Source organism: Methanogenium sp. S4BF (genome assembly GCF_029633965.1).
Lineage (GTDB): Archaea > Halobacteriota > Methanomicrobia > Methanomicrobiales > Methanomicrobiaceae > Methanogenium.
The window spans coordinates 706,797-722,215 of the sequence record NZ_CP091277.1 but is presented as its reverse complement, the minus strand read 5'-3'; the positions used below and the strand labels follow the sequence as shown (position 1 = coordinate 722,215).

Genomic DNA, 15,419 nt, shown 5'->3' with positions numbered 1-15,419 from the left:
ACAGTCTCACATCAGTCGGGAGAATGATAAATATTATGTCACTGACAAAAAAAGGGAGAAAGACTCTGGTATCGCTATAACGTCCTGAGTTTCCGGTCCACTTTCGTGAAGAAATTTTTCCTGACATTGATGAAGAGTGCCGGTTCCGGGGATGCGGTAACGGTAATCAGGGATTCATTATGCAATTCTCCTGCATACTGGCCGTCAATCACAAGGCTTGCCGGTTTATCGCTATCCAGCTGAACCGCGAGGTTGCGTTCGCTTGAAATGAGATGGGGGCGCGAAGAGAGCATAAACGGTGCCAGGGGAACGAGCAGAAAGCCTTTCACTTTCGGGTCAACAATCGGGCCTCCGGCACTCATTGCATATGCGGTTGACCCGGTGGGTGTACTGATGATGAGTCCGTCGGAACGGAATTCCTCCACCGGGATGCCATCTACAATGATGGAAAACTGAAGCATTTTTGCCGGACGTTCTGTGACAATAACAGCCTCATTGAGTGCACAGCCGCATATTTTTCCATCCACAGAAATTTCCACGCGCATTCGGGCTTCGGTTTCCATGGTTTCCGGGTGCAACTGTGCGATAAACGCGTATGCCTCATCGGATTCAAGGTCTGCAAGGAACCCCACCCTCCCAAAATTGATGCCGACGAGAGGCACCTGGGGCTTCATCGACTGCACTGCATGAAGAACCGATCCATCTCCTCCGATAACAACGGCAATATCGGCATCCGCATCCGTCAGGGGAGACAGGTGGAATGACTCATTGAGTGGGTTCCCCTGTTCAAACCAGATCGTCTGACCATCATTTAGAAATTTTACCCCAAGCTCTCGTGCATACCTGACAGCACGGACATCATCCGGACGCGGAATAATTTTGATCTTCATGCAGAGTGCTCCAGGCAGCGGATAATTTCGTCCTGCAATAACCCGTTGGTAGCGACCAGCGTTCTCCCCTCTCTGACGTCTTCAGAGAATGCGACCGGTTCACCCACGGCAGAGGTAACCCTGCCGCCTGCCTCCTCGCATATTAGCATGCCTGCGGCTGCATCGGTATATCTGAGCGTTCCGCGCATATCGACAAACCCATCGATTCTTCCGCATCCGATATAGGCAAGTTCGAGGGCAGACGCACCAAGATGGCGCCACCGCCTGACAGTACCTGCGATCTCCATCACCGAATCGATATGGTGCCGCTTACCATACAGACTGAACGTGGCGGTATCAAGCGTGTCAACAGCAGAGACCCGTATGGGTTTTCTGTTCAGAAAGGCACCACCATTTTTCTCAGCGGTAAATACCTCGTGAAATCCCAGATTGCTGATATATGCAGCAATAACCTCCCCATTTTCCATATATCCTGCAGAGATTGCATAATAGGGAATTCCATGGATTGCGTTATAGGTGCCATCTATCGGGTCAAGAATGATGATGCCGTCTGCATCAGAGACACGGCATCTGCCTGCTTCTTCACTGATAACCTCGCCGCATGCTTCAGCGGTACGAAGAGAGGAGAGAATGACATCTTCTGCAATTTTGTCAATTGCCTTTGTCGGTGTACCGTCTGCTCCCATTTCAACAATTATTCCGGCATCCGGTGTACCTGCAATATCGGTGATGGCATCTGATACTGCTGACGTAATCTCGTCGAATAGTGAAAAAAAACTCATACCTGAACCTGTTATTACGTGGACATTACCATTGTATTTATTTAATTTTACCGAGATATCTATTCCGAGATTGATCATCATGAGTAAACAACAGACCGAAATAGGAAAACTGAAAGAAGGCAGATATGTAGTTGTTGATGATGAACCCTGCAAGATTCTTTCAATTGCAACATCAAAACCCGGAAAACACGGCGCCGCAAAGGCACGAATTGATGTCGTCGGCATCTTTGACGGGATGAAGCGCTCGATTGTTCAGCCGGTATCAGCAAAAACCTATGTCCCCATCGTCGAGCGGAAAAGCGCGCAGGTTATCTCCATCGCAGGCAATACCGTTCAGTTCATGGATATCAAGGACTACGAAATGTTTGACCTTGACGTCACTGACGAACAGCTCAAAAGCATTGAAGCAGGAGCGGAGATCCCCATCATTGCATCACTGGGAAAGCGCAAACTCGATATCTAAAGCCTGATATCCAACATGCAATATTTTACCAACAATCTTTTTGCGGATGCCGAAACCCCGTATGAAGATGCACGGTATGTTATTTTCGGGGTGCCCTATGACGGTACCACATCATTTGCAGCAGGCACGCGGCATGGTCCGGATGCAATACGGAAGGTCAGTTATAATTTTGAACAGTATCTCCCTGAATATCAATATTCGCTGAGCGAAGCAGAAATTCATGATCTCGGCAATCTGGAAGTCCCCTCGCTTCCTGAGGATGTCGTTGATGCAGTTTTTGAGATCACTGCTGAGATTGCAGCAGACGGGAAAATTCCTGTTCTACTGGGAGGGGAGCATAGCATCACCCTTGGCGCGTACCGGGCATTTCGTTCTGAATGTTTTGTGGTCTGTGATGCGCATCTTGACCTGCGGGATGAATTTGGGAATACCCCTTATAATCATGCATGCATCACCCGCAGGGTTTCAGAAGCAGGGGCAAAAGAGATCTTCATTATCGGTGCGCGAAGCGGAACCGAAGAAGAGTTTGCCTTCGCACAAAACCTGAATCTCTACTCCGCTGACTATGTCCGTGAACGGGGAATTACCGATATTCTGAAAGAAATTGTTGAAAAGATCAATGGAAGGAGTGTATACCTGTCCATCGATGCGGATGCTATCGACTGTTGTCTTACTCCCGGCCTCGGCACCCCGGAGCCGTTTGGAATAACCCCTTTTGATGTCCGGGATGTCATCAGAACAATCGGACCGCTTGCAGAGGCGTTTGATTACATGGAAGTATGTCCCATTGATGCAGGGCAGACGGCGGCAGTGGCAGCAAAACTCGTACGTGAGTTTATTGCAGGTCACCGGATAAAAAATCAGGGATAGTCCGGAAGAATCCGGATTATCCGGCCTCTTTCATTTGTCGTGGTTTATTTAAGTTTATCCCTTATGGTCCCGTAAAATGGACATATATTATATGTCCGTTTTTGGAATCAGGATCTCTATGGTATATGATTTCAGCAGCTGTTCGTTAATGACGAAATAAAAGCTGCCGGCTTCGTACCGCTCGATAACCCACATGTTCTGTCCTCCCGCCTCCTTGGATACACGGGGGCCTTCATCAACGGAATTGAATGTCTGATAATCAGACCTGTCCTCAGCATTCCGGATCTGGAATTCAAGATATGAGTTGATGGGACTGTCCGTCCATGGATCAAATGTAATATGCATCTCCCAGTATCCGGACGGGATGGCAACAATTTCTGTGACGCCGCTTGCCTCGCCCTGAATGACTGCGTAGGTAGTCATCGTACGATTTTGCTGGTAGGGGGCCGGCTGCTCGCCCATGACGAGCTTTTCCGGCGTCTCGATATTGTATGTTGACGGATCGACATAACTGACCGTTTTCACTTCTCCGTCCCAGACTGGTGTGGGCGTCGGAACCGGTGTCTCGGTCACTTTGGGAGTTCTTGTAGGAAGGACGGCCGGAATGGGGAGGGGTTCATTGGGGTTGACGGAAGGTTCCGCTGATGGCAGAAATGGTATTGGTTCGCCCATCATGAGAGGTTTCCCAATGAGGGCAACGACGATGACAATGACAATCGCCGCTCCAAAGAATGCCAGATCCTTCTTATCCATGCTAAAATAATGGACATGTGTGCATTAAAGCATATTGGATATAACTCTCCGGAAGGCGGGTGATATGTGCCAATGGAGTCTAAGGAGCATACCGTGACTGATAGGCAGATGAGTCTTGCAATTACCCTGTTCGTTTAAATATAGGGCAGAATAATGGGGTGAAAAGCAGGATATATACAAAACTTATATATATTGGACCTGCGAGATATACTTTGTTAATCATCATTCCGATGAACAACAGAAAGGAGGCAAAAAATGCAGAAAATAATGAACCGTGATGAAGGGTTCACCGGTCTGGAGGCCGCAATTGTGCTCATTGCATTCGTTGTGGTCGCCGCAGTATTCTCATACGTAGTACTCGGCGCCGGTTTCTTCACCACACAGAAATCACAGGAAGTTGTCTATACCGGTGTTGAAATGGCATCATCCAGTATGGAAGTTATTGGCGATGTGTATGGGCTTGATACTGCAAGTGCAACTAAAGTTGATATGATTCGATTCACTCTTGGTCTTGCAGCAGGTGGATCGCCGGTTGACTTCAGCACGGTGCAGATGGTATTTGCTACCAGTGCCAATGTTGACATTCTTAATAAGTCTCCAACTCTGGTGAGTACAACCAATCCAGGGACCGGAAACTGGAGTATCTTTGAAGGTGCTACTACTAGTGATGTGCTTTTAGAAGGTGAAGATAAATTTACAATTCTTGCCAAGCCAAAAGTAGCACTGGTAGAAAACCAGGAATTTAATCTTGAAATTAGACCATCCACCGGAGCATCTTTTGGTCTAAAAAGAACAATCCCAGCTAAGATTAATGCAGTAAATCTTCTCTACTAATCTTTTTTTCTTCTCATTGCGCAGTTTTTAGGGCATTCTTTCTTCCTGTTGTATTGAAGATTTTCATCAGGTCGATCTCATTAGAGTATTTATACCTTCCAAAAAAGAAATGGTCATCATAACTCCTCTCATGGTTATGAGATAACGAACACACGGGGGTATAAAATGAAACAAAACAGGAATAAAGATGAGGGATTCACCGGCCTTGAGGCAGCAATTGTGCTTATCGCTTTTGTCGTCGTTGCCGCAGTATTCTCATATGTTGTGCTGGGCGCTGGTTTCTTCACCACACAGAAATCTCAGGAAGTTGTCTATACGAGTGTTGACATGGCGTCATCCAGTATGGAAATCATCGGGGATGTGTACGGTCTTGATGCGGATGATGACAATGACATCGAAGCAATTCGGTTCACCCTTGGCCTTGCCGCAGGAGGGTCGCCCGTTGATTTCAGCACGGTGCAGATGGTGTATGCCACAGAATCGGCGGTAGAAATCCTTGATGGGACAGATCCCCTCAATGCAACGGTGGCCGGTACGAAAGAATGGAATATCACCAATGGTGCATCAGATACGGATGTTCTTCTGGAGGGTGAGGACAAATTCACCATCATCGCAGTATCGACGACAGCACTCGGAACAAACACCAAATTCAACCTGGAGATCAGACCATCAACGGGTGCTGCATTCGGACTGAAAAGAACCACTCCGGCAAAGATTGACAAAGTCAACTTACTCTATTAATAATTTTCTTTTTTTGACAGGCTGTATCGAATAGTATTATATTTAATTGTCCAGAATTTCCATAAAACCGGAACAAAGGGATATTTAGTAGTTAGATTCCCCAAAAAAGGAAAATAGGATTTATCCGGAATTGGGAATATTATAAAAGTATTTATACTATCCTATTTAAATTAAGTATAGTTATGGCTATAAATCAATCGCAGGTGGACCACATTATCAGTTCGGCCTCTGCTGACGATCCGGAGGTTAAGCTGCAGAACCTTCAGGACGAGGTTGATCTTCTCAAAAAATCTATAAAGCGACTCCTCATCGATATCCGGGAACGAATGAATGAAATGGAAAACCCGTTCATTGTCGCTTCTATGCAGACTGAAGTGCCAAAACGCAGTTCTGTGCCGGAGAAACTGACCGAGGATCTGGAAGAACCTGTACTGAAACCTGAGCAGACTGCAGTGCAGCCTGCGATGCAGCCGTCGTCGTCGGCAGAACCAGCGTTGCAGGGTAACCCTGAACCGTGGAATACCGGAGCGATGCAGCAATCCGGCATTCTGGTTCCAGAAGGCATGCCGTCTCACGGGTTTTCCCAGTTATCGAAGGATGAATCCCTGCTTCTTTCCCTGCAGCGAAAGATGGAGGAGCTCGCTCCCGTAGATAAGGATGCACCTCCTGAGAAGGTACGTCTCCAGAAACTTCACCGCCTGTTTGAATGGACCAATAAAATGGTCAAAAAATACGGGCATGACAGACTTGAAATCATGATTGAATCATACCGGACAATGGGGTATATCTCGGATGATTCCTATCAGCAGGTCAATGATATCGCCCGTCTCATGCCTGAGAGTCTGGGTGAATCCCATGAAATAAGCTCGGATGAATTCGTTTCCGAGCTGTATGTGCTCAACAGAATTCTGTCACCCAGTGATTCGTCACTGGACCGCGATATGATCGAAGTCCTCATGGATATGCGGGCCGGGCAGTCGTCACCGGAAGAACAATCCGGAAAAATCAAAACAAAACTGGCAAAAGATGAATGGATTGACATGCTTGACAGGATCTAAGAATGTCAAGTGAAACATTCACCACCGCAATATTTCTTATCACTGCCATTGTAGCTGCGGCAATACTGGTGAATGCTTTTTTTCCGGTTATTTATTCTGCAACCAGTACATTCACCGAATCGTCACAGAGTTCGGACGAACGGTTGCGGACCGATCTGAAGATTGTCAATGCATACTCTGCAGCAGACGGCAGTTCTAAAATCTGGATTAAAAATATCGGTTCAATCAGGATTGCTGACACGGATATCTCTTCATCGGATGTTTATTTTGGCATTCCGGGAGATTTTGATTACATGATCAATACTGCCGGGGTCCCTTCGTCCGGTCAGTGGACATTTACCATACGGGATGTCGGAACAGCAAATGAATACTGGGATTCGGGTGAAACAGTAGAAATCACGCTGGCAGTTGACGCCTCCACATTCTCATCGGGGGAGTATGCATATTTCCAGTTTGTACTGCCTAACGGTGTTTCTGTCTCAACCCAGTATACTGTATCATAAGGTGGAATTATGGGAAGCGCAAGCCTTATTGCAACTGCTATTGCTCTGGTGCTCCTGATTATCACAGCATATGTCGTTGTCGGAGGAATACTCGCCACATCAGATATTGTGACAATGTCACAGGCAGAACGCTTCCGTCTTCAGGAACTGAGGATGCACACATCCATCGATATTTTTGATATCACGGTATCAAATGAAACACATACCCTCGATATGATTGTCAATAATAGCGGGAATGAGAAGATCTCGCAGTTTAAGTACATGGATATATATATGATCTATCCGGGAGCGCAACCAATACTGGTCCCGTACACCGATACGCCGGGAACAGATAATACCTGGTATGCGTCGCAGATAACACCGGATGTCGTCCATCCAAATGAGCTCGATCCGGGGGAGGCAGTGACGATGACCGTGACATATACCGCTGGAATCACTCCGTCATGGATAAAGGTCGCCACTCCGAACGGTGTATATGACTCCGCATATGTGAATACATAATCAACAGGGGGATGCCAATGAGCAGAAAGAATGGACTAGGAGATTTGTTGGGCGGGGATGATAAGAAAATTCTCTCAACCGGGTATCCTGATATTGATAAAAAACTCGCGGATGGCCTTCCGCTGGAATCCCTGACACTTATCGAAGGAGAAAATGATACCGGAAAGAGTGTCATCACCCAACAGATCATCTGGGGCGGTCTGAAAGGGAGCATGAATGTTGATCTCTATACTTCTGAGAATACAGCAAAAAGCTTCCTGAGCCAGATGGAATCCATGAGCCTTGATATCTCTGATTTCTTTGCATGGGGTCATCTTCGTATTTTTCCCATGCATACCATCGGGTTTGAATGGGGTCCGGAAGAGATGCAGGGAATGTTACGGCGAATCATCAGACATATGCGTGAATCAAAGGCAGATGTCATCATCATCGATTCTCTGACACTATTAACCGAATCCACCGATCAGTCGGATCTCCTTGCATTTCTCACCAACTGTAAAACCATGGTTGATACCGGAAAAACGATACTCATCACGCTTCACACCTATGCTTTCCAGGAGGATACCCTCGTAAGAATCCGTTCTATCTGTGATGCACATCTGATGATGAAGCGGGCGCTTGTCGGCCAGAAATATGTCATGGTCATGGAGGTGGTTAAGATTCGCGGGGCACGGAGAACAACCGGAAATATCGTTTCATTTGAAGTACACCCGGGTTTTGGCATGAAGATTATTCCGATTTCAATGGCACGGGTGTAGAAGAATGGGAACATTAAGCGCTTCAATCAATCTTCCGTTCACGCCTGAAGATGCTGATGAATCATTATCCTATGATGCAAAATCGGTTGAAGCCAGTGCATTATTCCGGATGCTTCCGGCGAACGCAAAGGAGTATGTAAAGCAGGCACCCCATCTTCTTGAATATCTCCAGATATTTCCCGTGAATACCTTTGGGATCCCGCTGTTTTTCTCTGAACTTACACGTGATGTCAAGGGGATGGAAAGCCCGAATCTCATCTATCCGGTAAGTGATATGACATTTATTCACATCTTTCCGGATGAAAATGATGTCAGAAATTTCTATATTCCCATTGAGCCGTCATTCCTTCACAGTGTCACCGAAATGATGGCTCATGTGGAGAAGAAACTTGTCGACTTTATTGACAGTTTTGAAGAGGACCCAATCACCGATGAGCAGCGGATTGAAGTGCTGCGCCGGGTGCTGCGGGAAATTACTCATATTGTCGGGCCTGATGAAGATGTAAAGACTCTCACAGCCGGAGATACCGCAGAAAAAGGACTGAAAGAAAAGATCATCGCATTTCTGAATACTGATTTTACGGAGAAAAATGAGTCAAAAAAAGCGAAACTGCCTGAAGTGCCCACAACGCCGGAGGGAAAGCTGATCCTGACCCGGATGGAATTTAATTCCATTGAATATCTGCTTATCCGGGACAAAATCCGTATGGGAATTCTGGAGCCGTTCCTGAATGATTCATATATCGAAGATATCACCTGTGATGGAGTAGGGCCAATATTTATCGAGCATAAAATATTTAAAGGCCTTAAATCTGCCGTCGAATTCAGACAATCAAATGAAATTGATGATTTTGTAATTCGTATGGCAGAACGCATCAAACGGCCGCTTACCTATCGTGATCCAATCGTTGATGCGACCCTCCCGGATGGGTCCCGTATAAATATCGTATATGGTACTGAAATCAGTAAACACGGGTCTAACTTTACCATCCGTAAATTCAGTGAAGAACCGGCAAGCATTCTTCAGCTGATTGAATGGAAGACGACAGACTATATGGTTGCTTCCTATCTCTGGATCTGTCTGGAATACGGGATGTCGCTCTTTGTCAGCGGCGAAACAGCATCCGGAAAGACAACGAGTCTCAATGCTATCACCACCTTCCTCGGGCCGGAAAATAAGATTGTAACCATTGAAGATACTCCCGAACTGACTGTTCCCCATAAAAACTGGACCCGTGAGGTATCCAAAGGAAAAGGGAGCGGTGAAGGAGAGGGCGGATCGGTTACCATGTTTGATCTCCTGCGTGCAGCGCTGCGACAGAGGCCAAACCAGATTCTTGTGGGTGAAATACGAGGTTCCGAGGGTGCAGTTGCATTTGGTGCGATGCAGACAGGCCACCCGGTCATGAGCACATTCCACGCCGCTTCTGTTGAAAAACTGATTCAGCGTCTCTGCAGTGACCCCATTAATATCCCTATCGCCCATGTCGACAACCTGAATATCGTGATTATTCAGAGTGCAGTACGCAGGCCAAACGGTGACATGGTGCGCAGAATGCTCTCTGTCAATGAACTGGTAGGATATGACCCTGAAACAGGTGGTTTTTCATTTGTGGCGATGTTTGTCTGGAACCCGGTTACCGATACGTTTGATTTTCCGGGGAACGGAAGCAGTTTCCTTCTGGAAAATAAGATTGCCACCCTTCTCGGACTCCCCGAAGACCGGAGAGCCGAAATCTACCAGGAAGTTGAAAAAAGGGCTCGGATATTAGAACGGCTTCATAAAGCAGGATATACAGGATTCTGGGACCTGTATCATATGATCACGAAGATCAAGAAACAGGGCCTGCTGAAAATTGAGATCTGATATGTTTGAATCGTTTACCAATAGTGTCCGCGAAAAATCAGGAGGCAAGTTACCCTTTGCAGATACGGGAGTAAAAATAAAAGCATATTTTAACCAGATCGCAGAAAATAAGCGAATGGGGTCAGACCTCCTTTTCATGGTCACCTATATGGCCTCGATTATCACTGCTGATATATCACGCCCGGAAATCTTCGCATTCACCGCAACGAGAAAGGAGTATGCCACTTCAAAGTATATCGCGAAGGTTGAAACATTCGTCAAGCGGTGGAATTATAATTATGCAAAGGCGCTGGAGATGGTATCTGACCGGACAAAAAACCCCATGCTCTCCAGCATGTTGTCCCGGTATGGAAACTCAATAAGCTCCGGTGTTCCGGATGATGAATTCCTTCTGCTTGAATTATCCACCGTACGGAGTGTGTACCGGAACTATTTCGAACAGGGTATCGAGATGCTCAAGAAATGGGGAGATGCATACATCGCCCTGATGCTTTCAGCGACCATTGTCAGTGTCATTATTATGGTGTCGATTGCCATTTATGCACCTGATGATTTAGACACTACCCTGAATACATCGTATCTGCTGATCATCGGAATTGGCATATTTGGTATCGGTACCATGTACCGTGCAATCCCCGGTGATCAGAAATGCCATGAAATTCCCGGTCAGGGGAGTTATGAGCAGAAGATGATTCGCAGAATGGAACGGTTTATTCTGCCCACAATTCTGATTGCCGCTCTTATTCTCATGGTGGGAGGGTTTAACACAGGCCTGATTTTCCTTATCATTGGGATTCTCCTTGCACCCCTGGGAATATTTGCGGTTATTGATGATACCAACATCATTGGACGGGATGCAGACTTTTCCGTTTTTATCCGGAGTATTGGTACAATTATGGGCGGCAAAGGCCTCACCGTAACCTATGCCCTTGCCGAGATTGATATCAAAACCATGAAAGTCCTTTCTGAATTCATCCAGTCAATCTATTCAAAGATGAATCTTGGTCTGGACGAGAATCTGGTCTGGGAGCGGTTTATCGATGAATCCGGCAGTAATCTCATCTCCAAGTATCTGAATATTTTCCGGGACTCCATTAAACTTGGGGGAAAACCGTCAGAGGTTGCACGGGTAGTCAGTTCATCAATGCTTGAACAGACACTGTTGCGCGAAAAAAGGGAGATGCTTGCGACAGGATTTATTGTACTACTCATTCCCATGCATGTGGCAATGGTTGCAATTTTTATCTTCCTCTATCAGATATTACTCTCTATGTCACATGCCGTTACCGCGGTGATGGCTTCATTTAGTGAAGCCAGTGCAGCAATGAGCGATTCGACAACATCCGTCGGAGGGTCAATGTCAGGCATGGTGAATATCTTTGTTAATTTTCCGGAAGAAAAAATGGGAACGTATGTAGCTATTGTCGTTCTTATAATCACTATCTGTAATATGATGGCTGGAAAAATAGTCAAAGGCGGCGCAAATTATCTGTATTATGCATTTGGAAGTATATTGTTCACCCTCACCGGAATAATATTTATTGTGACGCCATTTATCGTAGATATGCTATTCCAGATTCCTGCTATGGGAGGTTTACCATGAATGAAATTGTACGCCGTTTAATAATGATGATTGGAATTGTTTTCGTTGGAACAATTTTGATCTTCTTCAATACATCCGTTTATATTACCATCACTGCTGCACTCGCGTTTGGTCTCATCATGGCAATGGCCCTCGGATTGCTTAAAAAGGAAGATTTTAACCGGTTAAAGAATCTGAAGATGCCTTCGATAAAAAAAGTGAAAGCAAAAAAAGAAACCAAAAAGCAGGAATCAAAGAAAGAAACAAAAAAAAAGGAATCAAAACAGGATAAAAAAATCACCAAATCCGGTCCGATATTTTCACGATTCCGTAAAAAAGAACAAAAAAATGCTCCGGCTGATGAACCCAAAAAAACAGAAAAAAGCAGATTGTCAGCTGGTGTGAGTGCAGCTCTTGGCTCTTTTAATGCAACCGTAAGCAAAGCCAGGGATAATAGACACTCAGAAAAAATCAATTCGCTCCTGAATTCGACGATAGATGAACCACTTGCATCCTCTCCTGGTACAGGAACAGATACGCCTGCACCAGTATTATTGGATGATACAAATATGTCCTCTGATGAGATGGATTTCTTTAATGATGAGGATTTTGCGAGTCTGGACTCTCTTGAAATTGAAGGTGAGGAGATGTCATTTGATTTTGACAGGGAACAGTCAACGGTGTCTCCTGCCGAAAAAGAACAGGATTCCGGACTGAACCTTGATGATGAAATCAATTCTATCCTGCTTGCTGAAAATGCATTTGATGATGATTATGATGATACTGATCTAACACCAGAATCTGCCAGTGCTCCTGTCTCTTCTAAAACCGAGCCTAAAGATGCAGACGATCAGGCCACACGTCCGGAAGAGGGTTTATTTAATTCCGAGGAATTTTTTGTACAGGGCATTGAAGACGGACTTGATGAAGAATCCTTTATCAGTCTCCCTGATTCGTTCAGTGAGAGTCGTATTCCTGCAGCCACGCTGAATGATTCACTGGATGAACTCAGCAGCATTAAAGATTTTGAAAAATCAAACCCGGAAGATGATCCATTTTCAGATTTTAATGCGATCAATCTTGATGAACTTGAAACTGATGATCTCTCTCTCGAAACAGATGAAATTATCATTGAAGAAGAAGAAATTAATGAAACTGATATATTCCCCGATGACTATCTCCCATCTAAGGATTCAGGCGAGGCTAAAAGTGGAAGCGATAAGGATTCAGAGGATAATAATTTTCTGCTTGAAGATTCCGGTCTCAATACTCCTCAAATTGATGCTCCAATATCATTTTCCGGAAAAAATGAGTATGATGATATCCTGAGTGTTCTGAAATCAGACATCAAATTAACAAAAAAAGCACCACAGGCAAGCCTTGTGCGTGATATGAAGGATGTAAATGTCACAGCAGTTGATCTGGCAGAAGAACTCGAAATCGTTCTTCATGCGATGGGTGGAAAATCCAGACCGATAAACGATCTGAATGACAGGAGTGAATAATGACAATAATTCCCGTTAAATTTGAAGCAGAGGGTAAATGGATATCGGCCAAAATTGGAATAGATGAAACGGTCATCCATCTGCCTGAACCAATAAATGAACAGGTTCTGATAAAAACCATTGACGACGTCCAGCAGAGAAAAAATGTTCTTACCATTTCTGTTGCAGATAAAAAATACCGCATTGCAACCGTACCAAAAGCACTTGTCGTACTCAAACGAGTGATCCTGATGGGATGTTCGGGGTATCGTCTGATGGCCTATTTTATGTCTCCGGCCATCAGAGGCGGTGTGATGGTAAAATCCGCTGAATGGGAAAAAGGGGCAATTATTATCCTGAAAACAGGGATCTGGTTTGTCAGTCAGAATAATCAGATCTGTATCCCGATATCTGATGTCTCAGCAATTGAGCAGACCAAACGGGAAGTACAGGGAAGCGATAAAGAAGTTGTAAAGATTGATCATGTGGAAACAGGTGAGGTCTCAACAAGTTTTGTCCTCTGCCCCCCCACGACTCTTCAGGTGCTCTATAACTACCTGACGGATGCTACCAAAGAAAGTTCAATGGATGGAGAACTGGACCCGCTTTCAGGACAGGTTGCAATGCTTGTGTATAGTGGGATGGATACGCATTCAATTGAGGGGATGCTGGAAAAATCTCAAAAGGAAATAGATATGGTGTACAGCAGAATGCTGGAGCTGGGACTGGTTGAGGTTGTGCAGACACGCCGTGAGGTGAAACTGACAACAAAGGGTGTCAGGTTTGTAACAGAGGCTGTGAAACCTCCGTCACCATAGATGAATTCAATAGTTATATACTATTAATTGCATAAAAATTTCTGACTGATTTTCTCCGAAAATATCCCATTAAGAATATTTATTACATATGTGGCATAAGAAATATTTGATCACATATGGGAAGGATTCTGGTCGTTGATGATACTCTCTTTATGAGAACACTTCTTAAAAATATCCTGTTCTCCGGAAATCATGATATTGTGGGTGAAGCTGAGGACGGAGAGGATGCAATTCAAAAATACACATCACTCAAACCCGATCTTGTTACAATGGATATTGTAATGCCGAAAAAAAACGGGATTGAAGCACTGAAAGAGATTATGACGATTAACCCGGGAGCAAAAGTAATTATGTGCACTGCTGTCGGACAGGAACAGATGGTTAAACTTGCCATCAAAACAGGTGCCAAAGGATATATTGTAAAACCGTTCCAGGCACCAAAGGTATTAGAAGAGATAAATAACGTATTGAAATCGTAAGACTGTCACTATGCTCAGGGTTCTTATCGTCGATGACTCAGTATTCATCCGGACTGTTTTATCAGACTTACTTAACCGTGCTCCGGATATCGAAGTAATCGGAACAGCATGTAATGGTATCGAAGCACTTCCGATGATAGCGGAGCTGAAGCCGGATGTGATAACGCTTGATATTCAGATGCCTCAGATGGATGGGATTGAAACCCTGAAGGAGATAAATAAGCAGTCATACCGGCCAAAAATTCTGGTCTTAAGCACACTTACTTCGCGGGATGCTGAACTGACATACACGGCTTTGCGTCTGGGTGCTGATGATTTCATGCTGAAACCACGCAACATCTCGAAGATGCGGGGTATTGAGAATGAATTGACAGCCAAATTACAACAGCTGATCAGTATCTCAGAGACAAAGAAATGTGTGCCGAATACGGATATTCCTGCAGAGAATCTGGTTTTAATCGGTTCATCTGCAGGAGGCCCTCCCATGCTGGACCAGCTGTTTTCTAATCTGAAAGGAGAACAGAACGCGGCATTTGTAATTACGCAGCATATGCCGGAAGGGTTTACCGCAGCTCTTGCAGAACGGCTTAACAGAATCTGTCCAATGCCTGTTAAAGAGACAGAAAGCGGTGACATCCTTACCAACGGACATGTCTACCTCTCTAAAGGCGGCTACCATACGGTAATTTCACGGCATATTGATGGGAGGGGCCACCAGGGCGGACAGATAATACTGACAAAATCAGCTCCGGTCCATGCCGTTCGTCCTGCAGTAGATATTACCTTCTCTTCGGCTGCAAAGGTATTTGGAAAGAACTGCCTCTCGGTCATTCTCAGTGGTATGGGAAATGATGCAGGAGAGGGAGCACTTGCAATAAAAAATGCCGGAGGGAGAAATATTGTTGTTCGGGAAGAGGACTGTCTGGTATATGGGATGGCCAGATCTGCATTAAAGCGGGATTGTATTGACAAGGTCGTCCCACTTAACAGAATGCACCGTGAAATTATGAAATCTATCGCACAGAAGGAATAAAAT

The 15,419-nt window shown here is 45.2% G+C and carries 17 protein-coding genes; 14 read left to right on the top strand and 3 right to left on the bottom strand.

The genetic code is table 11. From position 1 onward, the window contains the following. Positions 1–74: 74 nt before the first annotated feature. Positions 75–890 carry an NAD(+)/NADH kinase gene (locus L1S32_RS03510; protein ID WP_278156190.1) on the bottom strand — a complete coding sequence of 272 codons (816 nt, stop codon included), beginning with the start codon at positions 888–890 and terminating at the stop codon, positions 75–77. Then, the gene (locus L1S32_RS03505; protein ID WP_278156189.1) at positions 887–1,672 is read right to left on the bottom strand and encodes a bifunctional fructose-bisphosphatase/inositol-phosphate phosphatase; all 786 of its coding nucleotides are present in this window, start codon (positions 1,670–1,672) and stop codon (positions 887–889) included. Before L1S32_RS03505 ends, L1S32_RS03510 begins: the two co-directional genes overlap by 4 nt. A 79-nt stretch (positions 1,673–1,751) precedes the next feature. On the opposite strand from L1S32_RS03505, the gene L1S32_RS03500 reads away from it, so the two are divergent. Further along, complete coding sequence (locus L1S32_RS03500; protein ID WP_278156187.1) at positions 1,752–2,135, top strand: translation initiation factor IF-5A; 384 nt, start codon at positions 1,752–1,754, stop codon at positions 2,133–2,135. Positions 2,136–2,150: 15 nt separating this feature from the next. Further along, positions 2,151–3,005, top strand: coding sequence for an agmatinase (gene speB / locus L1S32_RS03495; RefSeq protein WP_278156185.1), 855 nt, complete (start codon positions 2,151–2,153; stop codon positions 3,003–3,005). Between the two features lie 87 nt (positions 3,006–3,092). Here the strand turns inward: speB and L1S32_RS03490 are convergent, their stop codons facing one another. After that, a complete protein-coding gene (locus L1S32_RS03490; RefSeq protein WP_278156183.1) occupies positions 3,093–3,758 on the bottom strand; it encodes a hypothetical protein in 666 nt (221 codons plus the stop codon). Between the two features lie 255 nt (positions 3,759–4,013). Between L1S32_RS03490 and L1S32_RS03485 the strand changes: the two genes are divergently transcribed. From L1S32_RS03485 to cheB, 12 genes are all read left to right on the top strand, one after another. Then, positions 4,014–4,592, top strand: coding sequence for an archaellin/type IV pilin N-terminal domain-containing protein (locus L1S32_RS03485; protein ID WP_278156181.1), 579 nt, complete (start codon positions 4,014–4,016; stop codon positions 4,590–4,592). A gap of 165 nt (positions 4,593–4,757) precedes the next feature. Next, positions 4,758–5,333, top strand: a complete 576-nt coding sequence (locus L1S32_RS03480) for a flagellin (protein ID WP_278156179.1) — start codon at positions 4,758–4,760, stop codon at positions 5,331–5,333. Between the two features lie 182 nt (positions 5,334–5,515). Then, entirely contained in the window at positions 5,516–6,391 is an 876-nt protein-coding gene (locus tag L1S32_RS03475; protein WP_278156177.1) for a FlaD/FlaE family flagellar protein, read from the top strand. 2 nt (positions 6,392–6,393) lie between these two features. Further along, a complete protein-coding gene (locus tag L1S32_RS03470; protein ID WP_278156175.1) occupies positions 6,394–6,894 on the top strand; it encodes a flagellin in 501 nt (166 codons plus the stop codon). A gap of 9 nt (positions 6,895–6,903) precedes the next feature. Then, on the top strand, positions 6,904–7,395 hold the full coding sequence (locus tag L1S32_RS03465) for a flagellar protein FlaF (protein ID WP_278156173.1): 492 nt from the start codon (positions 6,904–6,906) through the stop codon (positions 7,393–7,395). 17 nt (positions 7,396–7,412) lie between these two features. Next, the gene (locus L1S32_RS03460; protein ID WP_278156172.1) at positions 7,413–8,153 is read left to right on the top strand and encodes an ATPase domain-containing protein; all 741 of its coding nucleotides are present in this window, start codon (positions 7,413–7,415) and stop codon (positions 8,151–8,153) included. A gap of 4 nt (positions 8,154–8,157) precedes the next feature. Further along, the gene (locus tag L1S32_RS03455; RefSeq protein WP_278156169.1) at positions 8,158–10,020 is read left to right on the top strand and encodes a type II/IV secretion system ATPase subunit; all 1,863 of its coding nucleotides are present in this window, start codon (positions 8,158–8,160) and stop codon (positions 10,018–10,020) included. Position 10,021: 1 nt separating this feature from the next. Then, complete coding sequence (flaJ, locus tag L1S32_RS03450; protein ID WP_278156167.1) at positions 10,022–11,623, top strand: archaellar assembly protein FlaJ; 1,602 nt, start codon at positions 10,022–10,024, stop codon at positions 11,621–11,623. Beyond that, positions 11,620–13,107 carry a hypothetical protein gene (locus L1S32_RS03445; RefSeq protein WP_278156166.1) on the top strand — a complete coding sequence of 496 codons (1,488 nt, stop codon included), beginning with the start codon at positions 11,620–11,622 and terminating at the stop codon, positions 13,105–13,107. Before flaJ ends, L1S32_RS03445 begins: the two co-directional genes overlap by 4 nt. Then, on the top strand, positions 13,107–13,904 hold the full coding sequence (locus L1S32_RS03440) for a CheF family chemotaxis protein (protein WP_278156164.1): 798 nt from the start codon (positions 13,107–13,109) through the stop codon (positions 13,902–13,904). Before L1S32_RS03445 ends, L1S32_RS03440 begins: the two co-directional genes overlap by 1 nt. A gap of 116 nt (positions 13,905–14,020) precedes the next feature. Beyond that, positions 14,021–14,383, top strand: coding sequence for a response regulator (locus L1S32_RS03435; RefSeq protein WP_278156162.1), 363 nt, complete (start codon positions 14,021–14,023; stop codon positions 14,381–14,383). 10 nt (positions 14,384–14,393) lie between these two features. After that, on the top strand, positions 14,394–15,416 hold the full coding sequence (gene cheB / locus L1S32_RS03430) for a chemotaxis-specific protein-glutamate methyltransferase CheB (protein ID WP_278156160.1): 1,023 nt from the start codon (positions 14,394–14,396) through the stop codon (positions 15,414–15,416). Positions 15,417–15,419 lie beyond the last annotated feature (3 nt).